Source organism: Desulfovibrio desulfopostgatei, from assembly GCF_053570645.1.
In genome coordinates this window covers 2263040-2289777 of sequence record NZ_JBRBQS010000002.1, presented here as the reverse complement: position 1 = coordinate 2289777, position 26738 = coordinate 2263040, and the positions used below count along the sequence as shown (strand labels likewise).

The 26738-nt window shown below is 58.4% G+C and carries 26 protein-coding genes and 1 other RNA gene; 16 read left to right on the top strand and 11 right to left on the bottom strand.

Features of this window, described 5'->3' with window-relative positions; translation table 11 throughout:
* Positions 1-9 precede the first annotated feature (9 nt).
* Genes ACUZ9Q_RS10175 through ACUZ9Q_RS10160 form a run of 4 tightly spaced genes read left to right on the top strand, consistent with a single transcriptional unit; the run spans position 10 to position 2531 of the window.
* Positions 10-570: an NADH-quinone oxidoreductase subunit B family protein gene (locus ACUZ9Q_RS10175; RefSeq protein ID WP_022658252.1), complete on the top strand. Its 561-nt coding sequence runs from the start codon at positions 10-12 to the stop codon at positions 568-570.
* Positions 571-588: 18 nt separating this feature from the next.
* Entirely contained in the window at positions 589-1065 is a 477-nt protein-coding gene (locus ACUZ9Q_RS10170; protein WP_022658253.1) for an NADH-quinone oxidoreductase subunit C, read from the top strand.
* On the top strand, positions 1062-2144 hold the full coding sequence (locus ACUZ9Q_RS10165) for a hydrogenase large subunit (protein WP_192112844.1): 1083 nt from the start codon (positions 1062-1064) through the stop codon (positions 2142-2144). The genes ACUZ9Q_RS10170 and ACUZ9Q_RS10165 overlap by 4 nt, the downstream gene beginning before the upstream one ends.
* Before the next feature lie 3 nt (positions 2145-2147).
* Positions 2148-2531, top strand: a complete 384-nt coding sequence (locus ACUZ9Q_RS10160; RefSeq protein WP_192112845.1) for a 4Fe-4S binding protein — start codon at positions 2148-2150, stop codon at positions 2529-2531.
* 252 nt (positions 2532-2783) lie between these two features.
* Here ACUZ9Q_RS10160 and ACUZ9Q_RS10155 read toward each other — a convergent pair whose 3' ends face one another.
* From ACUZ9Q_RS10155 to ACUZ9Q_RS10120, 8 genes are all read right to left on the bottom strand, one after another.
* Positions 2784-3290: a Fur family transcriptional regulator gene (locus ACUZ9Q_RS10155; protein WP_449247815.1), complete on the bottom strand. Its 507-nt coding sequence runs from the start codon at positions 3288-3290 to the stop codon at positions 2784-2786.
* The gene (locus ACUZ9Q_RS10150) at positions 3268-3906 is read right to left on the bottom strand and encodes a DUF3299 domain-containing protein (RefSeq protein ID WP_192112847.1); all 639 of its coding nucleotides are present in this window, start codon (positions 3904-3906) and stop codon (positions 3268-3270) included. The genes ACUZ9Q_RS10155 and ACUZ9Q_RS10150 overlap by 23 nt, the downstream gene beginning before the upstream one ends.
* Before the next feature lie 14 nt (positions 3907-3920).
* Positions 3921-5192, bottom strand: a complete 1272-nt coding sequence (locus ACUZ9Q_RS10145) for an ABC transporter permease (protein ID WP_449247813.1) — start codon at positions 5190-5192, stop codon at positions 3921-3923.
* On the bottom strand, positions 5189-5977 hold the full coding sequence (locus ACUZ9Q_RS10140; RefSeq protein WP_233483124.1) for an ABC transporter ATP-binding protein: 789 nt from the start codon (positions 5975-5977) through the stop codon (positions 5189-5191). Before ACUZ9Q_RS10140 ends, ACUZ9Q_RS10145 begins: the two co-directional genes overlap by 4 nt.
* Before the next feature lie 5 nt (positions 5978-5982).
* A complete protein-coding gene (locus ACUZ9Q_RS10135) occupies positions 5983-6612 on the bottom strand; it encodes a DUF2796 domain-containing protein (protein WP_449247812.1) in 630 nt (209 codons plus the stop codon).
* Positions 6613-6768: 156 nt separating this feature from the next.
* Positions 6769-8028 (bottom strand): MFS transporter, encoded by a 1260-nt coding sequence (locus ACUZ9Q_RS10130; protein ID WP_308585330.1) that lies wholly within the window; start codon positions 8026-8028, stop codon positions 6769-6771.
* Positions 8029-8105: 77 nt separating this feature from the next.
* On the bottom strand, positions 8106-10670 hold the full coding sequence (locus ACUZ9Q_RS10125) for a PEP/pyruvate-binding domain-containing protein (RefSeq protein ID WP_449247811.1): 2565 nt from the start codon (positions 10668-10670) through the stop codon (positions 8106-8108).
* 78 nt (positions 10671-10748) lie between these two features.
* Positions 10749-13460: a sigma 54-interacting transcriptional regulator gene (locus tag ACUZ9Q_RS10120; RefSeq protein WP_449247810.1), complete on the bottom strand. Its 2712-nt coding sequence runs from the start codon at positions 13458-13460 to the stop codon at positions 10749-10751.
* A 252-nt stretch (positions 13461-13712) separates the two neighbouring features.
* Here ACUZ9Q_RS10120 and ACUZ9Q_RS10115 point away from each other — a divergent pair, with 252 nt between their 5' ends.
* From ACUZ9Q_RS10115 to ACUZ9Q_RS10065, 11 genes are all read left to right on the top strand, one after another.
* Positions 13713-14018 carry a DVU0150 family protein gene (locus ACUZ9Q_RS10115; protein ID WP_192112853.1) on the top strand — a complete coding sequence of 102 codons (306 nt, stop codon included), beginning with the start codon at positions 13713-13715 and terminating at the stop codon, positions 14016-14018.
* Between the two features lie 17 nt (positions 14019-14035).
* Positions 14036-15100: a sulfite exporter TauE/SafE family protein gene (locus ACUZ9Q_RS10110; RefSeq protein WP_215647828.1), complete on the top strand. Its 1065-nt coding sequence runs from the start codon at positions 14036-14038 to the stop codon at positions 15098-15100.
* Between the two features lie 13 nt (positions 15101-15113).
* Entirely contained in the window at positions 15114-15710 is a 597-nt protein-coding gene (locus ACUZ9Q_RS10105) for a DUF4881 domain-containing protein (RefSeq protein WP_192112855.1), read from the top strand.
* A gap of 93 nt (positions 15711-15803) precedes the next feature.
* The gene (locus ACUZ9Q_RS10100) at positions 15804-16115 is read left to right on the top strand and encodes a hypothetical protein (RefSeq protein ID WP_192112856.1); all 312 of its coding nucleotides are present in this window, start codon (positions 15804-15806) and stop codon (positions 16113-16115) included.
* A 59-nt stretch (positions 16116-16174) separates the two neighbouring features.
* Positions 16175-17080 carry a hypothetical protein gene (locus tag ACUZ9Q_RS10095; protein WP_323390981.1) on the top strand — a complete coding sequence of 302 codons (906 nt, stop codon included), beginning with the start codon at positions 16175-16177 and terminating at the stop codon, positions 17078-17080.
* Between the two features lie 169 nt (positions 17081-17249).
* Complete coding sequence (locus ACUZ9Q_RS10090) at positions 17250-17762, top strand: YchJ family protein (RefSeq protein ID WP_022658268.1); 513 nt, start codon at positions 17250-17252, stop codon at positions 17760-17762.
* Positions 17762-18148: a hypothetical protein gene (locus tag ACUZ9Q_RS10085; protein WP_192112858.1), complete on the top strand. Its 387-nt coding sequence runs from the start codon at positions 17762-17764 to the stop codon at positions 18146-18148. The genes ACUZ9Q_RS10090 and ACUZ9Q_RS10085 overlap by 1 nt, the downstream gene beginning before the upstream one ends.
* Before the next feature lie 41 nt (positions 18149-18189).
* On the top strand, positions 18190-19530 hold the full coding sequence (locus ACUZ9Q_RS10080; RefSeq protein ID WP_192112859.1) for a glucose-6-phosphate isomerase: 1341 nt from the start codon (positions 18190-18192) through the stop codon (positions 19528-19530).
* The gene (locus tag ACUZ9Q_RS10075) at positions 19466-19816 is read left to right on the top strand and encodes a hypothetical protein (protein WP_449247809.1); all 351 of its coding nucleotides are present in this window, start codon (positions 19466-19468) and stop codon (positions 19814-19816) included. Before ACUZ9Q_RS10080 ends, ACUZ9Q_RS10075 begins: the two co-directional genes overlap by 65 nt.
* The gene (locus ACUZ9Q_RS10070; RefSeq protein ID WP_192112860.1) at positions 19794-21284 is read left to right on the top strand and encodes a sensor histidine kinase; all 1491 of its coding nucleotides are present in this window, start codon (positions 19794-19796) and stop codon (positions 21282-21284) included. The genes ACUZ9Q_RS10075 and ACUZ9Q_RS10070 overlap by 23 nt, the downstream gene beginning before the upstream one ends.
* Before the next feature lie 8 nt (positions 21285-21292).
* Positions 21293-22672 (top strand): sigma-54-dependent transcriptional regulator, encoded by a 1380-nt coding sequence (locus ACUZ9Q_RS10065; RefSeq protein WP_192112861.1) that lies wholly within the window; start codon positions 21293-21295, stop codon positions 22670-22672.
* 589 nt (positions 22673-23261) lie between these two features.
* Here the strand turns inward: ACUZ9Q_RS10065 and ACUZ9Q_RS10060 are convergent.
* Positions 23262-24518, bottom strand: coding sequence for an NAD(P)-dependent malic enzyme (locus ACUZ9Q_RS10060; RefSeq protein ID WP_192112862.1), 1257 nt, complete (start codon positions 24516-24518; stop codon positions 23262-23264).
* 327 nt (positions 24519-24845) lie between these two features.
* Between ACUZ9Q_RS10060 and ACUZ9Q_RS10055 the strand changes: the two genes are divergently transcribed.
* Positions 24846-25634 (top strand): FCD domain-containing protein, encoded by a 789-nt coding sequence (locus ACUZ9Q_RS10055; RefSeq protein WP_225529982.1) that lies wholly within the window; start codon positions 24846-24848, stop codon positions 25632-25634.
* 144 nt (positions 25635-25778) lie between these two features.
* Here the strand turns inward: ACUZ9Q_RS10055 and ffs are convergent.
* Both ffs and ACUZ9Q_RS10045 read right to left on the bottom strand, forming a co-directional pair.
* Positions 25779-25864: signal recognition particle sRNA small type (gene ffs, locus ACUZ9Q_RS10050), an RNA gene on the bottom strand.
* Positions 25865-25896: 32 nt separating this feature from the next.
* Positions 25897-26730, bottom strand: coding sequence for an amidohydrolase family protein (locus ACUZ9Q_RS10045; RefSeq protein WP_192112863.1), 834 nt, complete (start codon positions 26728-26730; stop codon positions 25897-25899).
* Positions 26731-26738: the final 8 nt, after the last annotated feature.

The window sequence follows — 26738 nt, the reverse complement described above, 5'->3', positions numbered from 1 at the left end:
GGCCGGAATATGGGTTTCGTCGACAATATGATCAAGCGGAGCCGCCTGAAGTCTCCGTGGATAGTTCATTTTGACTGCGGTTCCTGCAACGGCTGCGACATCGAGGTGCTGGCCTGTCTGACGCCCATGTATGACGTAGAACGTTTCGGGGTGGTCAACGCGGGCAACCCCAAGCATGCCGACGTGCTGCTGGTTACAGGCACGGTGAACCACCGCAACCAGCATGTGCTCAAGCAGATATACGAACAGATGCCTTCGCCCAAGGCCGTGGTTTCCATCGGAGCCTGCAACCTTTCCGGGGGCGTGTTCAAGGATACCTATAATGTGCTGAACGGCGCGTACAATATCATTCCTGTTGATGTGTTCGTGCCCGGCTGCCCGCCCAAACCCGAGGCCATCATTGACGGCGTGGTGCAGGCCCTTGGCGTGCTCAAGGCCAAGATGGGCCTTGGCCCCGAGCCTGTGCCCACCTTTATGCCGGGCGATGAGGACGGCACTCCCGACATGACGCCGCAGGCGGAGTCCGCGCCGGAAGAAGCCCCCGACAAGCCACAGCAAAACGCGGGTTAACCCGGAAAGGATAGAGCCATGTTTTTTGAAGCCAAGGAAGTGACGCCGCAAACGCTGCTTTCAGAAGTGCAGCAGCTTGCCAACGCCAAATACCGTTTTGTGACCATGTCGCAGACCGTCATGGACGAAAACACGCTGCGGCTTTTTTATCACTTTGACGTAAACCTCACCATGTCCGACCTGCGCCACAACGCCGAGCTGTGCGTGTGGGAACCCACGGACGCCAAGGGCATGGTGCATCTGCGCATGGATGTGAACAAGAACGACGCCATCCCCAGCATTACGCCCGTGTATTTCTGCGCTGTCCTCGTCGAGAACGAAACGCAGGATCAGTTCGGGGTGCATTTTGCGGATCTGCCCCTGGATTACCAGGGGGCCATGTATCTGGAGGGCGAAGTCACCCACGCGCCGTACTTTACCATGACCACGGTCCGGCGGCCCGCCGCCAAGGCCGAGGCCGCCAAGGATGACACGGCCAAAGGAGAGAAGGCATGAGCAACCGCACAACCGTGATTCCTTTCGGGCCGCAGCATCCCGTACTGCCCGAGCCGCTGCACATCAAGTTTGTGGTGGAAGATGAAACCGTGGTCGGGGCCGTGCCCCAGCTTGGTTTTGTCCATCGCGGGCTTGAAAGCCTTGTGCGGCTCAAGGACTACAATCAGATGGTCTTTGTGGTCGAGCGCATCTGCGGCATCTGCTCGTGCATCCATGCCAACTGCTACTGCAACGCCATTGAAGACATGATGGGCATTACAGCGCCGCCGCGCGCGCAGTTTTTGCGGGTTATCTGGTCAGAACTGCACCGGATACACTCCCACATGCTGTGGCTCGGCCTGTTTGCCGACTCGTTTGGCTTTGAAAGCGTGTTCCAGCAGTTCTGGCGCATCCGCGAGCATGTCATGGACATCTGCGAAGCCACGGCGGGCAACCGCGTTATCCTTTCGGTCAACGTGGTTGGCGGTGTGCGCCGCGACCTCAGCCCCGATCAGATCCGCTGGATGCATGGCCGTCTGGATGAACTGGAAAAGGGCATGCGCGAACTTACCCGCACCATGCTTGACGACTACACCGTGCAGGAACGCACGCGCGGCATCGGCATCCTGAGCAAGGACGATGCCCGCCTGCTGGGCGCCGCCGGTCCCACCCTTCGCGGCAGCGGCTGGGAAATCGACGAACGTATGCACGGCTACGCCGCCTACAAGGATCTCAACTTCATTCCCGTGGTTGAAAATGACGGAGACTGCTACGCCCGCTCCAAGGTACGCTTTTATGAAGTGCTGCACTCCATAGAGCTTATCCGCGAGGCCTTGAACCGCCTGCCCGAAAGCGAGCTGACCGTAAAGGTCACCGGCAACCCCGAGGGCGAATCGGTCTTTCGTGTGGAGCAGCCTCGCGGCGAGCTGTTCTATTACATCCGGGCCAACGGCACCAAGAATCTGGAGCGCATGCGCGTGCGTACGCCCACCTTTGCCAACGTGCCGCCCCTGCTGCACATGCTGCCGGGCTGCAAACTGCCCGATGTGCCGGTTATCGTGCTGAGTATCGACCCGTGCATCTCCTGCACAGAGAGGTAGCCCATGTATATGCTCCCAAACGTGCTGCGCAATCTTTCGGGCAAGCCAGCCACGCGGCTGTATCCTCTGGAAGAACGCGAACCCTTCCCCGCCTATCGCGGCGTGATCACCAACGAGGTTGAAAAGTGCATATTCTGCAATTCCTGCGCAAGAGTATGCCCAACCGATGCCATTACCGTGGATGCAAAAGCCGGAAAGTGGAATTATGATCCCTTCCTGTGCGTATACTGCTCCGCGTGTGTGGAAAAGTGCCCCACAAAATGTCTGCATCAGGAACCAGTGCACCGCAAACCTTCCATCAGCAAGTTTGTAGTGCACCGCACCGGAACCCCGCGCGTCAAGAAAGCCAAGGCCGAGGCCAAGGGCGGGGAAAATACGGAAAAATAACTGAAAAAACGAAGGGCCTGCAAAGGCCCTTCGCTTTCAACAAATCCTGGTTTCTTGTTTTTGCTCAAGTTGATCTTGCCAGCTCTCTCACCCCGTCTATTTGCCGGACGGGGCAGGCGGCGCGTTTTTCCGGTTATGGAGATCCGCGCCGCCTTTTGCGTCTGACCGATAATGAAGAACAGACTATGCTGGAACCGCTGGAAGGAGAGGCCTCTTCGACAAGATATTCAGAAACCTGAAGTAACTTGGGGATTACGCGCCAGCCTGAGCGTCCATTTCTGCGCACCGGGGGCAGATGCCCGTCAGTTCCACGGTGTCGCCCTGTAGCTGAAAGCCCTGCTGCTGCATGGTGGAAAAGATGGTCTGATAAAGAGCGGGATTGTTCACCTCGCGGCTCTTGCGGCAACCAGGGCATACCAGCATGAACACGGGTGCATGTTTTTTGTGGCAGGTTTCCGCGCAGGCCACAAAGGCATTGAGCGAGCCGACCTTGTGCACAAGACCCTGATTGAGCAGAAATTCAAGCGTCCTGTAGACGCTTGCAGGCGTGAGGGCCTTGGAGGATTTGCCGCGCAGGGCATCAAGAATGTCATAGGCCTTAACGGGTTCCTGTGCCTGTTGCAGATAGTCAAGCACCATGCGCCGCAAGGGGGTAAGCCGCAGGTTGGGCCCCATGCGCGGCTGGTCTGCCTGACAGCACGATGTTTCCGCCTGGCAACAGGCTGGTTTTGCCTGATCAGTTGTTTTCGTCTTCCACATAGGGTTCCACCGCCTCAGCCTTGATGCGGTATCCCGCATCGCCGATATCGCTTTCTGTTTTCTCGATTTCAAGCTTTCCATAAACCCATACGGTGTCCATCATCTGTATGCCGCGTGGTTTGTCCAGTGTGACGTATATGATCTGGTTGGCCGGGGGCGGCGGCACGTGGATGCACGCGCCGAAATAGGGAACCAGCAAGAATTCTGCCAGTTCATCGCCGCCCAGAAAATCAAGCGGAGCCACAAATCCGGCTATGCGCACCAGCTTGCCGCCCAGGGCCTTGTTGGCTGGCGCGTTGCTCCACAGGGCCTGAAATTCTTTCAGGGCCTTGTCGGCTCTGGGGTCGTCATCGCTGAACTTGTCAAAATTGAACTTGTCAAAAACTTTTGCGGGATTCCATGATGGCGGAATCAGCTTGTCCCATGTGATTTCGGTGTATTTCCCGCTCTTTTTTGCGGCTGCGGCAGTGTCCGCATCCTCGCGCGAGGGCTGCCAGTGTTCGATTTTTTGCCGCTCGTAATCGTCAGTCAGGGCAAGGGCGGTTGCGCTGTGCCAGCCGCACAGCAATGCTGCCAGCATGCAGAGGATGCGCCCTGTGGTCGAGGCTGTTTTCATGGCAGGTTCCTTTATTATACAGAGGCGTTGAGGCCGTCTGCCAGACTCATGCGGTAGGCCCGCCATGCCGGGATAAGCCCGGCGGCAAAACCCGCGGCCACAATCCCGCCAAGCAAGCGCCATTCGGCGGCTGTGGGCAGAGTGAGCGTAAGGTTCAGTCCATAGCCCGAAGCCAGCACAGGGCCAAACACGGCCAGCAGAGCGGCCAGGGCGGCAGTTCCAGCCAGAGCGCCTGCAACGACCAGCAGCGTGCTTTCAAACGCCAGAAGGGCCACAATATCCAGAGGGCTTGCCCCTGCCGCACGCAGCACGGCCAGCTCGCGCCGCCGTTCACCCAGCCCTGCCAGAATGGCGGCCACAAGACCAGCCAGCCCAGCCACGGTTACCAGCCAGGAGAGGACGTGCAAGGCATTTTCGCCCGCGCGCAGCAGGCTCCATAGCTGATCCAACGCCACCCCGGGCATAACAGCCATGAGGGCTTCCTGCTGGTCGGCGTTGATTTCCCTTTGGGCGGCAAAAACACGGGCGCGGTTTTTCAGACCAACCAGCACCGCTGTAATACTCTTGGGCGCGAGGCTGAACTTGGTTACCTGATCTGGCCGCACATGAAAACCCGGCACAGGCGCGCCGCCCTGCCAGTCGATATGGATGGCCACCATAGCGGCAAGGCTGATGTACAAAGCCCTGTCCACAGGGGTACCTGTGGGTGCAAGAATGCCGCACACAGTAAAGGGCTTGTCCGTATGCTGGGCAAGGTGGGCGCTGCCTGAGCCGTGGCTGAGCACCAGCCTGTCGCCCAACCTGTAGTGTTCTTTGCTGGCAACCTCCGCCCCCAGCACAACATCAAAGATGCCGTCAAAAGGCGCGCCCTGCGCCAGTTGCAGATGCATGCGCCTGCTGTATTGGTACTGGGTAAAAAAATCGCCCGTAGTGCCCACTACGGCAAATCCTTTATGCGAATCGCCGAGCGACAGGGGGATCGTCCAGGCCACGTCCTTGCGCTGGGCAATGCGCTGGGCGCTGTCCCACCCCATGTTGTTGGTGGCCTTGCCCATGTGGAACACGGCATAGAGCAGCAGTTGCAATTCGCTGCCGCGCGCGCCCACCACCATATCCGTGCCGGAAACTGCCTGAACAAAATTATCGCGCACCTGAGTGCGCACACGTTCCATACCGAGCAGCAATGTGGTGGAGAGCGCGATGGAAAATACCACAAGGCTCAGGGTTCCCCGGCGGTTCCAGGCGCTCGACCAGGCAAGCCCCAACAAAAAACGCCAACGGCTCATGCGGTTTCCCCCTGCGGGATTGTCCCTTTGTCAGCCCTGCTGGCATCGGCCAAGTTAATCTCTGCCAGTCGGACCCGGCGTTCAAAAAAATCTGCCAGAGACAGGTCATGGCTGACAAACAACAGGCTTGATCCGGCCTCGGCGCTTTCGCGCAGCAACAGGTGCAGAAAATCTGCCCGACGTTCCGCATCCAGCGCGGAGGTGGGTTCGTCAGCCATGACCAGCGGGGGTGAACCCACAAGGGCGCGGGCGGCGGCAACGCGTTGCTGTTGCCCAACGGAAAGGCGGGTTACGCTTTTGCGCCACAGTTCCGGCCCAAGGCCAAGACGCTCAAGCAGGCGTTGCGCGGATTGCTCCGGGCTTCCATCCTTTTCCGTTGCCCGTGTGGCGCGTTTGGGCGAAAAGCGGCAGGGCAGCAGCACATTATCCAGCATGGAGAGATGCGGAACAAGATTGAACTGCTGAAATATCAGGCCGATGGTGTCACCGCGAAAGGAATCTCTGGCGAATCTGGGCAGGGTGTCCACACGAATTCCGTTGACGCGCACACTGCCGGAAGCTGGTTGCAGTATCCCTGCAATGAGGCTGAGCAGGGTGCTTTTGCCCCCGCCGCTGGGGCCGGAAAGAAAGACCGTCTCCCCTTTGCCCACGCTGAACATGGGGATGCGCAGGGTTTCTTCCTTTTGGCCGGGCCAGCAAAAGGTGCAGTTTTCAAGCAGGACTGCCTGCTCGCCCGCATTCATGCTGCAAGGCGCTTGCGGTGGTGTTGGCGTAACGGAATTCATGGGACTTACCACTTGAGGGTGTGGGCCTGTTCGTTCAGTTCGGCGGCATGCTGCCCAGTGGGGCTGACTATCTGCACGCGCAGTTCATGCAGGGCTGGCCATGCGGAGAAAAGACGCACGTCCATGCCATGCAGGGCTTCAGGCTGGGCGCATTCAAAAGTAAAGGACGCGTCCATATCCGCATGACCGCCGTGTTCATCGTGCCCGGCATGTTCGTCATGGTCTGCATGCGCCTTGGGTTCAACAGCGGGGGCGGCAGACGCGTTCTGCTTTGATGCTTGCGCCTGTTCCGGCTGCGCGGCTGTCTTTGCTGCCAGCAGGGCCTCGGGCAGGGCTTCGGATTCCAGTGTTACCTTTTTGATGCGGCACTGGGCCTCGGCAGGAAAAACAAAAATATTTTCCGCCTTATGCAAGGTCGCCGCCATGTTCTGCACTGCCTGCCGCTGGGCCGCATCCCGTGGGGCGTGTTCAAAGGGCAGGGCGTTGGCAAGGGGGCTTTCAAGGCTGATTTCTACAATATTGCCTTCCACAGCCACGTCCAGGCGGGCCGCGCCATGTTCATGCGGGCCATGTGCAAGCGCGGGGGCGGCTGCGAGCAGAACCGTGCAGGCCGCCACAAGAATCAGGTTTTTCATCATTTCTCCCATATTTCTGGTTCAGAATATTAACGTTTTTTGAACCAGAAACTGAAATGATATATTATTGCATTTTTGTCAAAAGCGACATTTACGTTCGTCAGCGCATGGCTGCTGTTGACCGGATTCTTGCCACGCGCTTGCAGAGTCTGGAGCCTAGGCTATGTGGCGGCCCTGCCGTTGCCAGTGGGCAACGCGCAGCTTGTCAGCCACCATGGAAAGGCCGCACAGACCGATGGAAACTGCCGTGGCCACAAAAACACCCCGGTAACCGAAGCCCTCGTACATGACCAGCCCGCCGATTATGGGGGCAAAGATGCCGCTGGAATCGAAGGTGGCCATCATCACATTGGAGTTGATGGAACGGGTGGTGGGTGTGGAGCGGTCATAGACCATGGCCGCCAGCAGGGGGTAGAGCAGCCCCAGACCCAACCCGTACAGGAAGGTGAGGGGAATGAAGGCCCACAGCGGCCCCCAGGCCAGCCCCAGCATGCAGCAGACCAATAGAACGCTGCACAAAATGGTAATCCTGTGGCGCGGCAGCGTATCAAGCCTGTTGCTGCCCACCAGACGCACAAGAATGATGGTGAGCGTATAGGTGCTGAAAAACCACGCCGGGTGCGCGCCGGTGATGGAGCATAACCCTTTCATGAAAAAGATGGCCAGTACGGTCATGATGCTGAATGTCATGCAGGCCATATACACAAAGAACAGGCCGGAATGGCTCACCGCATGCCACAGTTCCCGACCAGACATGCCGCCTTCTGCTTCCTGGGCCATTTCTGGCTTGCGCAGGCGTGGCGCCAGCGGCACCAGCATAAGCAGGGAGGGAATGCCCAGCAGGGCCGTGAAGGCAAAGAGGTGCGGTTCGCCCCCAAGCAGGGCAAGTATCTGTTCCCCCACAGCCGGAATGATGGAGTAGGGCAGCAGCAGGGTGAGCGAAAAAATGGCAAAGCCGCGCGCGCTTTGGCCCTTGGGTATGCAGCTCACCAGCACGGACACCGTGCAGCAGGAGAACACGGCAAGGGCAATGCCCTGCACCACGCGCAAAAGCAGAATCAGCTCAATGATATGGGGGCCGCCCACATAAGGGTAGGCCAGCATGACGCCGCTTGAAATGATGATGGCAATGCCCATGGGCAGGAGTTTGCCACGGCGCAACAGAACCACGCTTGCCACCTGCCTGAAAATCAGAACCATGACAAACATGGAAGAGAGCAGCACTCCCCGCCAGTTGGGGCTGACAGAGAGGCCTTCGAGCCATTGCTCAAAGCAGTAAAAAACGGCCACAAAGCTGTTGCAGCACATGGTCATGCAGAACAGCAGAACAAAATCACGGCTTAATAACGTCTGCGGCGGGTCAGGGAAGGCAGCGCCTTCCGGAGTTTGCGCAGGCGATGCGGCTAGGGGCGGCATGGGGCCTCAATCGTGTTGCGCCGCGTTGGCCCAGGCCGCCGTGCGGGGCCGGGTCCACCCCCGCAAAGGGTGTGCGGCTAATGATATTCGCCATTCAGGAACTTGGTGGCGTAGGATTGCACTGCTGCATCGTCCACCATGAGCATGTCCATCTGGCGGGTCATTATCAGGAGTCGTCCCAGTTGATCCAGGCGCGCGCACAGCTCATGCCTGGGGTATTTCTGGTAACGTGCCCGCAGTCTATCACCCGTTATCTCAACGGTAAAGCCCAGCTCTTTGAGGATCAGGCCTATGCACTGCACACGCCTTACGCGCTGGGCGTTGGCGGCAGCGCCCCCGGCAAATTCAAAGCGGATGTAGTTCTTGCTCAGGGTTTCGCCGCACCAGCAGTCAAGAATGGCATAGTGGTAGCCCACGCGGGACGAAAAATTGAGATAGCGGTCGGAAACTATGGCATAGCTGCGCTGGCCAAAGCGTGAACAGCCCTCCTCATTGCAGCCAATGGCGGTTTGCCCCATGACCGAAAGAAAACCGCGCATGTTTACAGGCCGTGGCCCACGTGCCTGCACCGCCGGATTGAGCATGCCGTCCAGCACGCACTTGAAAGGCACGCTCAGCACATCGTTGGGCGTTGTCTGGCGAGATTCCGGGTTACGCAGCCCGCCGCCCAGATCAATCACATGCAGATCAAGCGGCACCGTGCAGACCAGCTTGCTGGCAACGCCTGCGCAGTGGTCCGTAACCCTGTCGGATATCTGGAACATCTGGGAATAGCTCAACTCGTGCACATAGCGCATGATGTCGTGCAACGATGTGCAGTGGCGGGGCGTGAATGTCTCCGCGCGCGGATCCACCAGATGCAGCGGCAGAATGTAGGGTGCGATGCGCCGTAACAGCACCAGAGCCGGGCTGCTGGGGCGTGCCTGTGGCTTCACCAGCCGCAGGGCCAGCAGCTCCTGCACTTCGCCGTCAAAAATTCTGCCGGTGAGCGCATCCACGGTGACAATCTGCTCCTCGCCCAGAATACTGTTGGCGCCCGGCAGGTTCATGATGGTCGGCACGCCAAATTCGCGGCAAATGGAAGCCATGTGACCGGTAAGACTGCCAGTTTCAGCAATGATGGCCGAGGCGCGGCGCATGGCAGCCATGGCGTTGGGCGATGAATGGGCAAGCAGCATGACGGCCCCTTCGGGAAAGTGCGTCATGTCCTCTCCTTCACCCACATGAATAACAGGGCCGCAACCTACGCCCCGCGCGGCAATGTCGCCGCCAGAAAGCAGCGGACGCAGATGCCGCAGGGCCGGGGCCGAATGCTCCTCAGAGGCGCTGTCCAGCCCCATGGGGCGGGTTTGCAGCAAAATAATCTGGTCGTCTTCGTCCACTGCCCATTCCATATCCTGCGGATACTGGTAGTGCCGCTCCAGCTCCATGACCATTTCAGCCAGTTTGCGCACCTGATCATCGCTGAGGCAGGGAACATCGCGCAGGGGATCGGGAACGGATTCGAGCGTGCTTTCCACAAGGCCGGTTTTGGTGCGTACAAGGCGCAGTCGCACTGTTTTATGGGCAATGGTGGCCATGGTGATCTTTTTGGTGGCGCGGGAAACAAGCCACTGGTCGGGTGTTCCCGAGCCGTCCACGACCATTTCGCCCAGACCCCACAGGCCGTTGATGACAGTGGCGTTGGAGCGCAGGTCTACCGGATGGCGCGAAAAAGCCACGCCAGCGGCCTTGGCCCGTACCATTTCAACGCAGCAAAGGCCCATGCCCGTAGCGTCCAGATCATAGCCGTGCTCGGCGCGGTAGGTCAGGGCGCGGGGCGAAAACAGGCTGGCAACCACCTTCTTGAAGGCGGACAGCATATCCTGGCGGGTAACGCCGAGGATACTGCGGTACTGACCGGCAAAGGATTGCACGCCGTCCTCGGCAATGGCGCTTGAGCGCAGGGCCACAACCACATCCGCGTTCTTGCCGAAAGCCGTGTCCCATTCTGCAAACAGGGCTTGCTCAACCTCTGCCGGGATGGGGGCTTCCTGCACGAGCTGCTCAATATTCTGGGAAATTTCTGCAATCCGCGCGGGCTTTTCCGGGTCAACGGATTTCAGCAGATGGAAGAGGTTTTTGAACAGGCCCGGCGTGCGCAGCAAAAAATAGCTGCAAGCCCGGATAGTGATGGAAAATCCGCGCGGCACCGGCATATCAAGCATGTTGCGCAATTCGCCGAGGTTGGCGTTTTTGCCGCCAACGCTGTAAGCCATGCTGGCGTCAACCTCAGAGAGGGGCAGGGTAAACTGCGGCACATCGCCGCGCGTGTGCTGATCCAGCTCGTGCTCAATGCGCGCCGCAATGGAATGTACGGCGCTGCCCAGTGATATGTCGCACTGGCCCGACATTTCGCTGAGGGTCGAGGCCATGCGCTCGCAGTGAAATATGGCCCGTCGGGCCTGCTTGCGCACTTCGCTGGTTTCCATGTGCTTGTCGCCGCGCAGGGTAGCGTCCAGCCCGGCCATTACCCCGGCCAGATCTGCATTGGCCTGGAGCAGTTCCTTGAACGAAACATAGCGCTTGTTGAAGGCGTCCATGGCCGCCTCGCGGCCAACCCGGGGGGCAATGCCAAACAGTTTTTTCAGCAGAGAGGCCATACGGATATCCTTGATCGCAGATTTTCGTCATGCCCTGAAACTGATGATGCTGAATGTCTGATGCGTAAATGTCGCTCGTTAGCGTCCCTGCCCGATTACAATATATCTCTGCGCAGGGCCGCGTCCGTCCTTGCGCACAAGCCCCAACTGCACAAGCAGTTGCAGATCGTACTGGGCCGTGCGCATGGAAATGTTTTTTCCGGCAAGCGCTTGATATTCCTGCCTGCTGATGCTGCCCGAGGCCGCGATGGTCGGCCAGACCTCCATGACGCGCCGGTTGAGCTTGTCCGCAGAGTCCTTGCCGCGCAGCAGGGTATCCAGTTGTGCGGGGGCCTCGCTTTGCGGCTGAGGGGCAGGCTCGCCCACAGGGGCCTGCACGGGAATATCCGCGGTAGCAGGGTTGATCAACTTGCCGGGCAGACCTTCTGCCGGTGCAGGATCTTCGGCAGTGGGCGTTGCGCAGAATCCCTGTTCGCAAGGATCCTCCTGCGGTTTGCGCGATTCCTGCGCCGGAGCTGCCGCAGTTTCGCTCTGGCCTGCCGGAATGGCGTCGCTTTGCGCCTGGGTAGCCGCGCCAAGCTGAATATCTTCTGCAAGTAGAATGCCACCTTCGCAGAATGTCAGGGCCCGCGTGAGGGTGTTTTTCAATTCGCGCACATTGCCGGGCCAGTCGTAGTCCATCAGTTTGGCCATGGCTCCTTTGCTGACCTGCGGCATGGCGGCGGTCATTGCAGCCAGCCCGCCAGCGGGCTGTGCTCCGCCCTCGGCTTTCAGCCTTGCCTTGGCCTTGAGAGCTTCCGAAAGAAAATAGACAGCCAGCGAGGGAATGTCCGTCTTGCGATCCCGCAGCGGCGGCGTGTTGATGGTGATGACGGCCAGCCGGTAGTACAGGTCCTCGCGGAAAGTGCCTTTTTGCGAATCATCTATAAGTGATGCATTGGTCGCCGCAATGATGCGCGTGTCAAAAGGCACATCTTCATCGCTGCCAAGCGGCCTGATCCGTCTTGTGGAGAGCGCCCGCAGCAGGGCCTGCTGCACCTTGGGGGCCGCATTGCCCACTTCGTCCAGCATGAGCGTGCCGCCCTGCGCCGTCAGAAAAGCCCCTTTACGTGGCGCGCGCGCCTCGGTGAAGGCGCCTTTCACATGCCCGAAAAGCGTATCCATAAGCAGGTTTTCATCCAGCGCCCCGCAATTGATGGTAATGAAAGGCCCCGCAGCCCGCGCACTGAGCCTGTGGATGGCCTCGGAAACCAGCTCCTTGCCTGTACCGGTTTCACCCACAACCAGCACATCTGCCATCACCTGCGAGGCCTTGCGGACATTGTCGCACAAGGCAAGCATGGTGGGTGATGTGCCAATAAGGCTGTTGACGGGCAGGTCTTCGGGATGCGGCAGATCTTCCACTGGCTCGCGCTGTTGCTGGGCATCATCCTCTGCAGCTCGCAGGCGGCGGGCCTCCGCGGCAAAGCGCAAGCGTTCAAGCAGGGTGTTTATGCCAGCCTTGAGCCGTTCCAGTTCGCGCGGCAGTTGGGGCATATCTATATTCTTGTCGTCCCCTTCGGCGTTGCAGCGCTCAAGTTCCGCCGTTACGGCATTGAGCGATCTGCCCGTCTGCCGGGCCAGCCACCAAAGGCTAAGACCCAAAAGCAGCATGCCGCCAACAAAGGCCCCCACATAGATGCCCATGAGCTGCACGCCCGTGCGTGTGGTGGTAAAACTGGTGTCCAGTACCGCCAGACCGCCCAGTACGATTGTTGCCTGCGAAACCGGGCTGAAGGTCACCGGCACGTAGCTTACCCTCTCCACCCGCATCTGGCTGCTGCTCCACAGGGAGCTGTTTTCAGAGAGGGGAAGCTGGCCTGACTTGCCCTCCTGCACATCTGATACCATGTTCCAGTAATTGATGTGCTCAGGGCCGGGCCGGAATGCGGTGTTAAATCCCGGCCTGCCAAAATCGCCGATAAAGCCAGCGCGCACGGCATCCGTGCCCAGGCTGCGCTGGGCCAGGCCAGCATCCGGCACCTCGGACTGAAAGAGCATCCAGCCATCGCGGTCAAAAAAAAGTGTACGCACACGCCCCTCATCGCCTGATGCGGCAATGGGGGCATTGGGGCCGGAGTAGGTGGACAGGATGTCCCGCAGCTCCCGCAGATCCAGCGAAAGCATCAGGTAGCCAGCAAACGTGCCTTCCGCATCATGAACCGGGGTGGAAAAACGCAGCACGTGCAGGTTGATATTCTGGTTGCTGCCCTTAACCGGCACCATGGAATAGGTCACTTCCACGGGCTGGGCAACGCTGACGTGCCCGGTGCGGTGTTCAGAAGCAATGGAGTGGAAGGGGCCGGTGGGGCTGGCAAGGGCCTGCCGCATGGGAACATTGATGATATCTCCGCCCGTGTTGACAAGCAGATAGCGGTTGTCAGGGGCCAAACCCTCAAAAGCCAGTTCCCTGTAGCGCAAGCCGCCAGCCTTGGCGCGGAATTTGAGCCGGTTGGCCATGTCTTTTTGATCCATGGAGCCAGCAGCGAGAATAAGAAGCTGATTGCGCGTTTCTTCCAGGGCCTGTTCCAGCGCAAGGCTCATTGCCTGTGACTGAAGCTGTGCGTTGCGCGCAATTGCGCGATCAAGAATGGCCTCGATACTGCTGCCCGTGGCAGTAAAAATAATCAGCAGTACGAGCGCCAGCAGGGGCAAACCCAGCATCAGCATGCGGCTTGCAAGGCTGCGATTCATAAAGAATGCCGTGAACTCCAGCGAGCTGCCCTGGGGAAGTGTTCTGTGTAAGCGCATGGTGCTCCCCTATTTTGTGCAAAAAAGCGCAATCTTTGAGCTGAGTATAAAAAACATTGCCCTTCGTGACAAGATTTTTCGCGCAAAAATAGAAAAAAAGGCGCAATTACAGGCAATAATTATGCAATGGCACAGCCTTTGCTAATACTTTCACATTCGAGGCAACGAGGCGGTGCCTGCCCCCGGCGGGAGTCATCGCAAAATGGGTAAGTGGTTGAAGTGGAGATGTCACATTTTGATGTGGAGGAAGTTATGAAAAGAATGCAGAGGCTCTGGACATGGCTTACAGGTTGCGCGCTGCTGGTTGCGGCACTGCCCGGCGCGGCCTTGGCTGCTGGCGGCGGCAAGGTTGCCAACGTTGTGGTGGTCGCCGATACGCGCAAACTTGACGGTATATTGTACTGGTGGGCTGAAATGTATAATGAAAGCCACTTCTTTTTTGCCATTCTGACTATGGCCATCATCCCGGTTACAGGTTGCATCCTGGGTTGGCTGGCGGATGTCGTCATGACGCACATCGGCATTGACCTCAAGCACCGCGAATTGTCCGAAAAGTAGTCGGAAGGAGGCAAGTTATGGAATGGTTGTATATTTTGATGCCCATTTCCGGCGTGTTCATTTTCTGGCCGGGCCTTGTCATTCTTGGTTTGGGCGTTGGCATTATCGGTGGCTTCTTCGGTATGGGCGGCGCCTGGATGGTTACCCCCGGTCTGAACATTCTTGGTTTCCCCATGGCCTTTGCCATTGGTACCGATGTGGCGCAGATGGCGGGTAAATCGCTTATCTCCACCATGCGGCACGGCAAGTTCGGCAACGTTGACTACGGCTTGGGCCTGACCATGCTGGTTGGTACCATCGTGGGCGTGGAAGTTGGCGCGCAGATGGTTATGTGGCTGGAACGCCTGGGTTCCGTCGACAAGGTCGTGCGCTGGTTGTACGTTGTCCTGCTTGTGCTGCTGGCATGGCTTGTATTTCACGATATCGCCGCCCGCCGCAAGAAGGAACGCGAAGCCAAGGCCCAGAACAGGGAACTTGACCACGCGGCCACCGGCGTTGACTGGGCCTCCCGCCTGCACGCCATCAAGATTCCTCCGGTGTTCCACTTCAAGCAGGCCAACATCACCTGCTCCGCATGGCTGCCCATCTTCGTCAGCTTCTTCACCGGCTGGCTGGCTGGTATCCTCGGCATCGGCGGCGGTCTTATCCGCATGCCCGCCCTGGTGTATCTTGTCGGCTGCCCCACCCATCTGGCGGTGGGTACGGACCTCTTTGAAGTCGCCATCTCCGGTCTCTACGGCACGGCTTCGTACGCATACAAGGGCCGCGTGGAACTGCTTGCCGCTCTCATCATGCTGTGCGGTGCGGCCATCGGCGCGCAGATCGGCGTTGTCGCCACCAAGTATGTAAAGGGTTACGGCATCCGCTTCGTGTTCGGCCTGGCCGTTATCGGCTGCCTCATTTCGGTTGTGTGCAAGCTGGTTGAAGCTGAATTCCCGGCTTGGGGCTGGCTGCTTGGCCCGGCTGCTACGATCGACGTGCTCGGCTTCGTGTCGGCTATCTCCCTTTACATAACCGTCAAGATGGTACAGGGCGCCAAGGCGGAAATTGCCGCCAAGAAGAACCAGCCCGCGGCCAACTAGAAGGAGACCCGCCATGAAGATTCGTAACCTGATGCTTATGCTGGCGATGGCCTTCTCTGTTGCACTGCTCACCGGCTGCAACTTCGACGGAGGCGTGGAACAGGGACGTTGCGTGGCCTTTGATGCCAACGCCAAAACCCTCACCATCGTGGTGGACGTGACGCACGATCAGTTTAACCCGCATTACAGCGGCGGCACGCATACCTTCAAACTGCCTGTCGAATCCAGAGACATGGGCCCCGCCCCCAGCGTGGGCGGCCGCCTGATGATCGACCTGGCCAAGAACACCGTGCTTATCTATGACCAGAAGACCAACAGCGTGCGCGAACTGGCCGTGCAGTTCACCGATGTGGAAAAGAACGTCGGCTCCGACCATCCCAAGGTCAAGGGCAAGACCTTCCCCATTATCGACAAGGAGCAGCAGACCGTCACCGTGTACTCTGGCCGTCAGAAGTCTTTGATTACCTTCAAGATTCCTGCTGAAGCCCAGGATTACCCGGCCTATGTGTGGACCGCTGGCGATGAAATGCGCATTGCCTACCGCAATGCCGACAAGGCCCAGGCCATGCGTATCATGAACGTGTCCAAGACCAACATCTTCAAGAAGTAAACCCCCAGGGTGCCTACCCCCACCCTGCGCGCCCGCGCGGTTCGCCCCGCTCCGGCGCACCTCGGGTGGACAAACACACTCAGGAGAGCATCAATGAACAGTTACCGTCAGACCCTCTATTCCAGCATAATCCGGGTTGCGGCCAACGCAGTCATGGTTGGCGCGATCTTTGTGGGCATGTATCAGTCGGCCCACAGTTCTGGGGCCTCGGAACTGGTTTTCTGCGCATGGTTTTTTGGCATCACGGTGCCTACGTGGGCAGGGGCCTTCTGGCTCACCAAAAAGGTGCGCCAGGTATATCCCGCCGAGTTTCAGAGCCTTGTGGAACTGCCGCGCCTCGGGCAGCGGCTCGTAAGCTGGCACGTGGCCGAAACGTCCATGTGTCCTGTTATTGATCGCCGATAAACGGGAGCAGCAGCATGTCGTGTGTCATGACCATACCACAGGCGGGCAGGAAGGAACCTATGGGGGAATTCATCAAGAGTCAGGGTTGGCAAAACTGCCTCCAGACCCGTGCCCGGCAGCGTTATTGGGGTGCCCTGTGCGCCCTGTTGCTGGGTTTTGCCCTGCTGGGAATGCTTGACGGCCTGCAAGGCCTTACAAGGTCTGGCGCGGATGTGATCGAATTGCTGCCCGGCGGCAGCGTGTCCATATCCGGGCCGCTGACCATCAAAAATCCCGTCAACAGCGACCTCAAGGCGCAATTTACCCCGGAAAATCCGGCCCTTTTTTATGATCTGGAAGGATTCTTTGCGGGCTACTGGTTTGGCAACGGCATGTGGCGAGGCAGTGTGCGCGCCGATGCCGTGGCGGAACCCGGTAGTTACGGCCTGAAGGTTTCCTTCAGGGGTGCGGCTGCCAGCACCACGCAGCACTATACTGTTGTCGTGCATGCCGATGAAGCCGCCATGCGGGCTGCGTCCACCTCGTATTTGCGGCGCATTACCGGCTATAACCCCTTTGTGCTGGCTGCGGGCTGCTGCGGTCTGGCCCTGCTGGGCGGGGTTGTGGTGTTCAGGCTTGGCAGCAAGTACATACGCCAGTTGACAACCCTTGGCTGCGGAGAAATCGTGCGCGTGGAACAGAATGCTGACACTGCCGCGCAAGCGCAATCCGGCCACATCTGGTGCCTGCTGTATGGTCTGCGCGCGCCCGCAAAGGGAACGCCCTGCGCCGTTTATGATGCGCAAGGCATGCCCCTTGGCACCGCCCGCGCCCAAGAAGCAAAGAATGGCACGCTTGAACTGAGTTTTGACTCAATCACAAGCCCGGCGGCAGAAGCCGGTGCGACCAATACCGCCGTTCGTCCTGGCTGTCTTGTCCAATTGCGGCCCCCAAGGCCGCTCTCTCCTCCGGTCACAGACAGATAAGGTCGTTCGGTCTCCTGCGGCATGCACTTGGCGCGTCACCTGTGCATGCCGCTTTTTTTTTGCCCACCGCATTCATCCCGCCTTGCCGCTCTTGCCGCCTGCTTTGCCATAAGCTATGCTTATTGTGTTGCATATGCCCCCTGAGGGCTTAAACCAAGGCGGAATTTTCATGTCTCAACTTTGCCCCTGCGGCAGCGGCCAGTCTCTGGACCAATGCTGCGGCCCCCATATTGAAGGCGCGTCCTGGCCCCAGAACGCAGAAAGCCTCATGCGTTCGCGGTATTCGGCCTATGTGCTTGGCCGCCATCAGTGGCTTGTGGAAACCACGCATCCCGACTACCGGGAAAATGTGGACGCCGACAAGCTGGCCGAGCAGACCAGGGATATAACCTGGCTGCGTCTTGATATTGCCGCGACCGAAAATGATGTTCCCGCCGGAGAACACGGCGAACTTTTTGATGTTGTTGAATTTTATGCCTATTATGAACTGGAGGGCATCCCCCGCCAGTTGGGCGAGCGCAGCTTTTTTCAGCGCAAGGACGACAAGATTTATTATGTGGACGGCGTGGCCCTGCGGCCTGACGCCTACCGCAGGCAGGAACCCAAGGTGGGGCGTAATGATCCCTGCCCATGCGGCAGCGGCAAAAAATACAAGAAATGCTGCGGGGCTTCCAAATCCTGATGATCACGGACGCAGAACGCGCAAAAAATTCCGGCAGGGGCAAGAATGGTTCTCTGACAGCCATCCGGCAGTTTTGTCTGGAGTGCCAGGGTGCGTCTGCCAAGGCGGTTCGCGCCTGCGCGGATGAAGAGTGTCCCCTTTGGGCCTGGCGGCTTGCCACACTGGCGGGCGAGGAATGCCCCGCCCCGGCGGAAGAAGCCGCGCGTCAGGCCTTGCGGGCCATTCGCAGGCAGTGCATGGGCTGTGCTGGCGACAGGGTAGAGGTGCGCGCCTGTGCGGCGCGTGATGCCTGCGCCCTGTGGCACTGCCGGTTTGGTGTGCGTCCGCAGACATACAAGGCCGTGCGGCGGCGTTTTTTTGCTCCCAAACCCTTGCGACTTTTGTAATGCGCCGCCAGGAACGCGGCGCAACACCACAGGAGGTATCCATGCCTCATTTGCTCGAATGGTCGAGAGCGTATGCTCATCGCCTTGACGCTGATTCTGCTGCGGCCCTGAAGGCGCGCGCGCCGGAAGTGGCCCAGAGGCTTCAGTGCGAGCTGGCATCCGGCGAGCTGCCCTTTATTTCCATGCCCTTCCGCGCCAAGCTGGAAGTGGAAATGGCCCCGCTGATTCCCCGCATCAAGGCCTACAAGCATATGCTGGTGCTGGGCATCGGCGGCTCTGCCCTTGGGGCGCGGGCCATGCAGCAGGCCTTTGCGCCGGGGCAGGACGGCCCAGCTCACCGCGGCCCGTGGCTGTGGATTGCGGACAATGTCTGTGCGGAGCGCTTTGAAGCCCTGCTCGGCAAGCTCAATCCCACGGAAACCGTGGTGGTGTGCATCAGCAAGTCTGGCGGCACCATTGAGACCATCTCCCAGTATTTTCTTGTGCGCGACTGGCTTAAGGCCAGCGTGGGAGAGGGCTGGCAGGATCAGATGATCGTTGTCACCGACGAACGCAAGGGCTACCTGCGCGAAGAAGCCAACCGTTATGGGCTGACCGCCCTTGAAGTGCCGGATTATCTTGGCGGCCGCTATTCGGCCCTTTCTGCTGTGGGGCTTTTGCCCGCGGCCTTTCTGGGCATAGACTGGCAGGCCCTGCTGGACGGCGCAGCCGATGTTGCCCGCCCCCTGCTGCAAAATCCGGATCAGGTGGCCGAACATCCTTCGTTCGCCCTGGCCTGTTGGGCCAAGGCTCTGGAAGACAAGGGCTACAGCCAGTTGATATTTTTCAGCTACATCCCGCAATGGGCCGCCTACGGCGACTGGTTTGCCCAGCTTTGGGCCGAAAGCCTGGGCAAGGACGGGCAGGGCAGCCAGCCTGTGCCAGCCACCGGGGTGACGGATCAGCATTCCATCAACCAGATGTTTTTGAGCGGCCCACGCAACAAGGGGTGCATTTTCCTGACCAGCCGCGATCAGGCGCAGGGGCCCAATTTCGGCATGGATGTGCCGGATCAGTGGGCCTGGCTGCGGGCCAAGCCCTTTGGCAGCCTGCTTGAAGCCGAGGCCCTTGGAACCCGCATGGCCCTGTGCCAGAGCGGCGTGCCCCTGCTGCATGTGGAAATGCACAACAACGGCCCCCGCGCCGCCGGTTCTCTCATGCTGCTGCTTGAGGCGGCCACCCTGTTTACGGGCTGGCTCATGGGCATCAATCCGCTGGATCAACCCGCAGTGGAGCTGGGCAAACGCCTTGCCAACGCGCGGCTTGGGGCTGGCGGCTATGCGCAGGAAGAAGCCGATCTGGCCGAATACCTTGCCGTACCCAGAATGGAACAGAAGTTTTAAGCAAGTGAACGGCGCGGGGCCGTTGCCAAAGGCAAAAAAACGGTATCTCGCGCTGGTTGCAACCCTTTGCCTGTGTGCCGAAATGTGCTTCAGGAATGGCGGTGGCCGTCAGGCGACGGCTTTCGGATATGCCTGGGGTTTTTATAACCTGTCGCGTAGCGGCGGCTTTGCGGCGGGGCGCAGCGGTCGTTTTCCCTGCGCCCCGGCGGTGGTGGCAGAAGTGCCGCGCCGCCCGGAGCCGCCGCGCGCGCAAAGGCATTGTCATGTTCAGAAAAAAGCAGCGTAACGAAGCCTGCATCCGCCAGTGCGAGGATGCCTGCGCCCAGGCCGTAGACACGGATAGCGCGTTGCCAAGTTACGCCCGCACATTATCCTGGCTCTCGCTGGTGGTCATTTTGCTGACCAGCCTGGGGCTTTCTTTCTTTATTTCCAACTCTGCGCGAGAGACTCTGCTTACACGGCAGGAGAACTTTGCCCAGCAGCTTGTGGAAAACCTCAACAGCCAGATATTCCGCCGGTTCGCCTTGCCCACCTTGCTGGGCTACGGGCGTATCGCCCTGCGTCAGCCAGAACAATATGACAGGCTGGATCAGGTGGTGAAGTCCGTCATCCACGGCTTGCCGGTCGAGCGGCTGCGTATTTATGATTTTTCGCGTCTGGTGGCGTATTCCACCAAGAAGGAAGATCTGGGCCGCGCCGGTTTATCCCCGCCATATCTGGACGACATTCTGCAAGGCGGCGCGCCGAGGTCGGAAATCATTTCGACCATGCCTGGCTGGCAGGCTCCCTTTCGTGTACCGTTGCAGGAAGGCTCGTTTGTGCTGCGCATTCTCTACCCCCTGCGCGGCGAACCCCTGCACCCAGGGGAGGAAGCGCCCATCATGGGCGCGCTGGAGCTCACGCAGGACATTACGGGCGACTATGAGCAGGTGCTCACATTTCAGGGCATCATTGTTGTCATGTGCCTGCTTTCGTCTGTGATCATGTTTGGCCTGCTGCTCATGCTGATCCACAGGTCGGAGCGGGTGCTGGCGGCGCGCATGTACAAGAACAGGCTTCTTGAAAACCAGCTGCACAGTAACGAACGGCTGGTGAGCATGGGCAGGGTGGTGGCCAGTATCGCGCACGAAATTCGCAATCCGCTGGGTATCATCCGTTCCAGCGCCGAGTTGCTGCAACGCCGTACCGACAAGGCCGACGCCAGCACCCGCCGCATTCTTGGGGCGATTTATGACGAGGCTGTTCGCCTTTCGCAGACAGTCAACGACTTTCTGGACTACGCCCGTCCCCGCCAGCCCAAGCAGGACGTTGTGGACGTGAATGTGGTGCTGGATCAGGTTCTGGCCTTTCTTGAAGGCGAGATGGGGCGCTGCGGCGTGGCGCTTGAGCGGCAGTGCGAGAGTGGGCTTTTTACACCCGGCGACAAGGATTTGCTGTACCGGGCTTTTTACAATATCCTTGTAAACGGCCAGCAGGCGATGGATGGGCCGGGCGTTGTGCGCATAAATGGGCGCATTGACGACAACGGCCACGTTTGCATTGAATTTCTTGATTCTGGCCCCGGTTTTGACCCCGCTACGCTACCCAACCTGCTGGATCCATTTTTTACTACCAAGGACGGCGGCACAGGGCTTGGTTTGCCCATTGTGCAGTCGATCATCTCAAGCCACGGCGGTGTCATCAAGCTTGAAAACGGCCCCGAGGGCGGGGCGCTGGTAAGGGTTCTGTTGCCCAGAGCCCAAACTGGCGCATAGGATACATAATGAGCGAAAAAGCGCATCTTCTCATCATCGACGACGAAAAAAACTATCTGCTGGTGTTGCAAACCCTGCTTGAAGACGAGGGCTATGCCGTCACGGCCATCAGCGACCCTGAAACCGCTCTGGCATTTCTGGACGAAAGCGAAGTGGACGTTATTGTGACCGACATGAAAATGCCCAAGGTCACAGGGCGAGAAGTGCTTGAGCGGGTTAAAAAGAACTGGCCGTACATTCCGGTGCTTATCATGACGGCCTTCGGCTCCATTGAAAGCGCTGTTGAGGTCATGCGCTACGGCGCATTTGACTACATCACCAAACCTTTTTCCAACGACGAACTGCTGCTTTCCATCCACAATGCCGTGGAACTTTCACGGGCGCACCGCCAGTACCGGTTGTTGCAGGAAGTTATGGAAGACCGCTACGGCGTCCACAAGATTGTGGGCCGCAGCAGGGCCATACGGGACGTTTTGCTGATGGTTGAGCGCGCTGCGCCCAGCCGCTCCACGGTGCTCATTACCGGTGAATCCGGTACGGGCAAGGAGCTGGTGGCCCGCGCCATCCACTATACCAGCCCCCGCAAAGACAAGCCCTTTGTGTCGGTGAACTGCATGGCCCTGAACCCCGGCGTGCTTGAGAGCGAGCTTTTCGGGCATGAGAAGGGATCATTTACCGGTGCTGTCGCCATGCGGCGCGGGCGCTTTGAGCAGGCGGACAGCGGAACGCTGTTTCTGGATGAAATTGCGGAACTCACGCCTGACCTTCAGGTCAAACTGTTGCGCGTCCTGCAGGAGCGGCGTTTTGAACGCGTGGGCGGCGGCGAGGAAATTGAGGTGGATATTCGCGTGGTGGCGGCCACCAACAAGGATCTTGCCGCGCTGGTGGAGAAGGGGGCATTCCGCGATGACCTCTACTACCGCCTTAACGTTGTGCAGGTTCCCCTGCCGCCCCTGCGCGAGCGCAGGGAAGACATCCCCCTGCTTGTGGCGCACTTTGTGGAAAAGGTCTGCACAGACAATTCCATGCCGCCCAAGACCTTCAGCACGGAAGCGCTGAACTACCTCACGGGCTACGAGTGGCCGGGCAACATCCGCCAGCTTGAAAACGTGGTGGAAAGCTGCCTTGTGCTGGTGCCGGGCAATGTCATTGACGTGGACAATCTGCCCGCCGAGATCCGCGATGAAGAATCGCAGTTCAAAAGCGCGGTGGACCTGCTGCCCGTACAACTTGATCTGGCTGATACGCTTGAAAAGATTGAAGCCGCGCTTATCCGCCGTGCCCTGGTGAGGGCGGAGCTTGTGCAAGTCAAGGCGGCAGAATATCTTGGAATTTCAAAAAGCCTGCTGCAATACAAGCTCAAAAAATATGGCATCACCGGCCATTAATTAGTTTTTGGGGCAGGGAAGGGGGCAAGCATTTTTGCCTGCATTGCTTTGGGAATTACAGCCAACACACAGTTTTCGCAGACATGCTGTCTGTGTTTCAGCCCCTCCATAGATATGGAAAACAGGGCGTCCTGGCTTCGGCTGAGGGCGCCTTTTTTATTTTTTTTCATGTCTTGCTGAGTAAAAAAAACTATTTAAATACCGCGATGGTATGTTGGGCAAAACAGGGCGAATATGCCAGACCAGTTGCAAATTTGCGTCAGGGGTCTTTACAGAAATGATATTTTTTTATAGGTTGAGCAACCAGTCAATAGACTGAACGGTTTTGACATGCAAAGGCTCACAGCAGGTAATTGCCCACAGGCATATTGCGTGGTATCACTTCTTAAAATGCTGTATTATCGACAGAACGAGTGATCAAACAGGCGGTATTATCTCTGAGTGTTTTGTTGGCTAAGGTTGAAATCTGACCGTGGTTAATATTTGCGTGACGCTGGATTTTGATCCCGTTACATCTGGCAGAAAAAAGGGCCGCGCTGCATGCGCGACCCCCGAATAGTGATGACAAAAAAGCCAGCGACCAGAAGTTTTACCCCCGGCGCTTGGCGAGACGCTTTCTGAGGTTTTCTGCCACATCGGCAGGATTCATGTGGACGCGGGCAATGCCGCTTTCCATGGCGGCCTTGGCTGTGGCGGCTGCTACCAGAGGAGCCACGTCCGGGTTCAGGGTCGAAGGAATGATCATGCCGGGGCTGAGCTCTTCAGGTTTGACGAGTTCGGCAAGGGCCTTGGCGGCGGCGATCTTCATGGCATCGTTGATGTCGGTGGCGCGCACGTCAATGGCGCCCCGGAAGATGCCGGGGAAGGCCAGCACGTTGTTGATCTGGTTGGGGCAGTCGGAGCGGCCCGTTGCCACTACTTTTGCGCCGCCGTCAAAGGCGCGCTGCAGGGGCCAGATTTCGGGGATGGGGTTTGCCTGGGCAAAAACAATGGGATCCTTGGCCATGCTGCGGATCATGTCTTCGTTCAGGGAATTGGGCGCGGAAACGCCAATAAAGACATCAGCGCCCTTGATGGCCTCGGCCAGGCCGCCCTTGATCTTGTTGGGATTGGTGTGCTTGGCGATTTCATCCTTGTAGGGATTCATGCCTTCGGGGCGGCCCTGCCAGATAGCGCCCTTGGAATCGCACATGATGACGTTTTTGAGTCCCACGGCCATGAGCAGCTTGATGATGGCAATACCCGCAGCGCCAGCGCCGCTGGTGACAACGGTTACTTCATCAAGTTTTTTGCCAACAATTTTCAGAGCGTTGATAAGACCGGCCAGAGTAACAACAGCGGTGCCGTGCTGGTCGTCATGGAAAATGGGGCCTTTGAAGATGCCGTTCTTTTTCAGGGTGTCTTCAATGACAAAGCATTCAGGGGCCTTGATGTCTTCAAGGTTCACGCCGCCAAAGGTCGGGGCCATCAGTTCAACCAGCTCCACGATCTTGCCGGTGTCCTTGGTGTCTACGCAGATGGGGAAGGCGTCCACATCGCCAAAGGTTTTGAACAGCAGGGATTTGCCTTCCATAACGGGCATGGCTGCGGCAGCGCCGATGCTTCCAAGGCCCAGCACGGCAGTGCCGTTGGAAACAACGCAGACAAAGTTGGAGTGGTTTGTATAAACATCAAGCATTGCGGAATCTTTATGAATTTCCATGCAAGGCTCGGCAACGCCGGGCGAGTAGGCCAGGGTGAGGTCGTCGTTATCGCGCACAGGGGCTTTGACCCGAACCTCTATTTTCCCCTGATATTCCTTGTGCATGGCCAGGGCTTCTTCCCGCAGGTTCTTGATACGTGACATCACTTGCTCCTTCATCTGTTTGTCTGCCGTGACAGTGTAAAAAGTGCGCCTGTCGGCGCGGGGCAGCCTCAGTTGAACATGCTCGCAAAAAAGTTTTTGGGCCAGCAACAATGTGGCATTGCGGGCAATCGCCGGAAGTAACCGGCCAGCCGCAGCATTTTGTGTCGGCCTTCTTGTATAAGTATACAGAAATTCATGGGGTAAGGAAATATCTTATGAAAATTTTGTAAAGGTTTATGGGATTACTGCTTTTTTGATGCATACAACTTCTTGTTTTTTCAAAAAGATGCGATGTACCGCAGACCTCAAGGAGAAACGAATTTCGCCATGAATACCGAAAATTCGAAAAATATGGATGCCGAGGCACAGGCCGGAAGAAAGCGCAGTATCCAGCGGCCCAGAGTGCACACCGAGGTGCTGAGCTGCCTGCTGGATGACATTCAGAGCGGCGTTTATCAGGTTGGGCAAAAGCTGCCCTCAGAGCGCGAATTGATGGACGAGTTCGGCGTGGGCCGACCTGCTGTGCGCGAGGCGCTTTCCGGTCTGGCGCGCATGGGCCTCATTGAGGTATCACCCGGCATGCGCGCCCGCGTGTGCCGCCTGACGCTCAAGCCCCTGCTGCGCGAAATGAGGGCTACACTGGAGATTTACTCCAGTTCGCCTGACGGCTGGCGTCAACTGCACGATCTGCGGCTCTTTTTTGAAACCGCCGTGGTGCGCCGCATGGCCCTTGAAATAACAGATGAACAGTTGACCCACCTGGATGAGCTGCTGCAAAACCAGCGCAGATTGCTGGATGCATCGGAAATACGCGCTTTTGCCGAAGCGGATATTGATTTTCACCGCTATCTTGTGGAGTGCATGGGCAACAACTTTCTCGGTCTGTTGGCCGAAGGCTTTGCCGGATGGCTGATCACGCCTCTATACGCCTCCTTGCAGGTACGCAAGCAGAGCGAACGGTCATACCGCGCTCACGTAGGCGTGTACGAAGCGCTTAAAAAGCGTGATCCTGACCTGGCGGAAAAGGCCATGCGCACCCACCTGGACGAAATGCGCGGTATTTATCAGGTGGATGTGATGGTTGATGAGGACGAGCCAGCGAAAGATCAGAACTAGTACGGCTTCTGCCCGTATATTGCAGCAGAACCGGAACTGCCGCTGTGCTCTCTGGGTGCGGCGGCAATTCCATTTTGCGGGGCCGGTGGCTGGCGTGAGTTCGCAAGGACGCAAAAAACCGCAACGGGCTACCGTTGCGGTTTTTTGTGGGCCGGACACCCGGCAACGTCTGTTGCCGCTGCTTCCTTTCGGACCTGACGGGGTTGGCAGTGCTGCCGCCGTCCGGCTTGGCAAGACACTTACCCGCAAAGAGGGTCGGCTGTCAATGGCTGTGCTGGCTTTTCGCCTGCGTAGCACTGTCGCCCAGCAGGGACGTGGCGTTGCTCATGATGGTTTCCATCTCCGCATCCGTGAGGCTGGCAAGGCGTTGCAGGCGTTGGCGCTCTTCCACAGGGTCGTACAGCGGCCAATCTGTGCCAAAGAGAATACGTTCTCGTGGAAATGCCCCAAGAAGTTTTTTGGCAAGCAGTGGCGTTGCAAAGGGTGTTGTGCTTGAGGTGTCAAACCAAAGGTTTTCAAACCTGTTGCCAGCAAGTGCATCAAGCGCATGCGCCCACATGCGGTAGCCGCCAAAATGCGCTGCAATCACCCGCATGCCGGGGAACTGGCGCAGAATGGCCGCCAGTTTGTAGGGGCAGGAGGGGTTTTGGGCGGGCGTTGTTTTGTCGCCAATGTGAATTTCAAACACAAAGTCTTTTTGCGCCGCTTCAAAAATGGGCAGAAGGCGAGGGTCGTCCAGCCAGAAGCTCTGAAAATCCGGGTGCAGCTTGATGCCCCGAATGCCGGCGGCCTTGATGCGCTTAAGCTCGGACTCCCAGTCTTCATAGCCCGGATGCACCGTACCAAAGGCGATGACCCTGTCCTCGTGCTCCTTTTGCAAGGTGATGGCATAGTTGTTTGCAGGAATAACCTGGGCCGGCGCTGTGGCAGCGCACAAAACCACGCACTTTTCCATTTCGGCCTTACGTTCGCGCTCCAGCAGGTGGGCGATGGTGCCATCGCCCGCGCAGTTGACGCTATAAAAATCATTCAGGTGATCCACTGCCTTGTGCGCTATCTTGGGATGAAAGGCGTGGGTGTGTATGTCGATGTACATGATTGACG

Coding starts and splice junctions, on each gene's coding strand:
- ACUZ9Q_RS10175 (WP_022658252.1), top strand. CDS start 10: ATGGGTTTCGTCGACAATATGATCAAGCGGAGCCGCCTGAAGTCTCCG.
- ACUZ9Q_RS10170 (WP_022658253.1), top strand. CDS start 589: ATGTTTTTTGAAGCCAAGGAAGTGACGCCGCAAACGCTGCTTTCAGAA.
- ACUZ9Q_RS10165 (WP_192112844.1), top strand. CDS start 1,062: ATGAGCAACCGCACAACCGTGATTCCTTTCGGGCCGCAGCATCCCGTA.
- ACUZ9Q_RS10160 (WP_192112845.1), top strand. CDS start 2,148: ATGTATATGCTCCCAAACGTGCTGCGCAATCTTTCGGGCAAGCCAGCC.
- ACUZ9Q_RS10155 (WP_449247815.1), bottom strand. CDS start 3,290: ATGTGGAAGACGAAAACAACTGATCAGGCAAAACCAGCCTGTTGCCAG.
- ACUZ9Q_RS10150 (WP_192112847.1), bottom strand. CDS start 3,906: ATGAAAACAGCCTCGACCACAGGGCGCATCCTCTGCATGCTGGCAGCA.
- ACUZ9Q_RS10145 (WP_449247813.1), bottom strand. CDS start 5,192: ATGAGCCGTTGGCGTTTTTTGTTGGGGCTTGCCTGGTCGAGCGCCTGG.
- ACUZ9Q_RS10140 (WP_233483124.1), bottom strand. CDS start 5,977: ATGAATTCCGTTACGCCAACACCACCGCAAGCGCCTTGCAGCATGAAT.
- ACUZ9Q_RS10135 (WP_449247812.1), bottom strand. CDS start 6,612: ATGAAAAACCTGATTCTTGTGGCGGCCTGCACGGTTCTGCTCGCAGCC.
- ACUZ9Q_RS10130 (WP_308585330.1), bottom strand. CDS start 8,028: ATGCCGCCCCTAGCCGCATCGCCTGCGCAAACTCCGGAAGGCGCTGCC.
- ACUZ9Q_RS10125 (WP_449247811.1), bottom strand. CDS start 10,670: ATGGCCTCTCTGCTGAAAAAACTGTTTGGCATTGCCCCCCGGGTTGGC.
- ACUZ9Q_RS10120 (WP_449247810.1), bottom strand. CDS start 13,460: ATGCGCTTACACAGAACACTTCCCCAGGGCAGCTCGCTGGAGTTCACG.
- ACUZ9Q_RS10115 (WP_192112853.1), top strand. CDS start 13,713: ATGAAAAGAATGCAGAGGCTCTGGACATGGCTTACAGGTTGCGCGCTG.
- ACUZ9Q_RS10110 (WP_215647828.1), top strand. CDS start 14,036: ATGGAATGGTTGTATATTTTGATGCCCATTTCCGGCGTGTTCATTTTC.
- ACUZ9Q_RS10105 (WP_192112855.1), top strand. CDS start 15,114: ATGAAGATTCGTAACCTGATGCTTATGCTGGCGATGGCCTTCTCTGTT.
- ACUZ9Q_RS10100 (WP_192112856.1), top strand. CDS start 15,804: ATGAACAGTTACCGTCAGACCCTCTATTCCAGCATAATCCGGGTTGCG.
- ACUZ9Q_RS10095 (WP_323390981.1), top strand. CDS start 16,175: ATGGGGGAATTCATCAAGAGTCAGGGTTGGCAAAACTGCCTCCAGACC.
- ACUZ9Q_RS10090 (WP_022658268.1), top strand. CDS start 17,250: ATGTCTCAACTTTGCCCCTGCGGCAGCGGCCAGTCTCTGGACCAATGC.
- ACUZ9Q_RS10085 (WP_192112858.1), top strand. CDS start 17,762: ATGATCACGGACGCAGAACGCGCAAAAAATTCCGGCAGGGGCAAGAAT.
- ACUZ9Q_RS10080 (WP_192112859.1), top strand. CDS start 18,190: ATGCCTCATTTGCTCGAATGGTCGAGAGCGTATGCTCATCGCCTTGAC.
- ACUZ9Q_RS10075 (WP_449247809.1), top strand. CDS start 19,466: ATGCGCAGGAAGAAGCCGATCTGGCCGAATACCTTGCCGTACCCAGAA.
- ACUZ9Q_RS10070 (WP_192112860.1), top strand. CDS start 19,794: ATGTTCAGAAAAAAGCAGCGTAACGAAGCCTGCATCCGCCAGTGCGAG.
- ACUZ9Q_RS10065 (WP_192112861.1), top strand. CDS start 21,293: ATGAGCGAAAAAGCGCATCTTCTCATCATCGACGACGAAAAAAACTAT.
- ACUZ9Q_RS10060 (WP_192112862.1), bottom strand. CDS start 24,518: ATGTCACGTATCAAGAACCTGCGGGAAGAAGCCCTGGCCATGCACAAG.
- ACUZ9Q_RS10055 (WP_225529982.1), top strand. CDS start 24,846: ATGAATACCGAAAATTCGAAAAATATGGATGCCGAGGCACAGGCCGGA.
- ACUZ9Q_RS10045 (WP_192112863.1), bottom strand. CDS start 26,730: ATGTACATCGACATACACACCCACGCCTTTCATCCCAAGATAGCGCAC.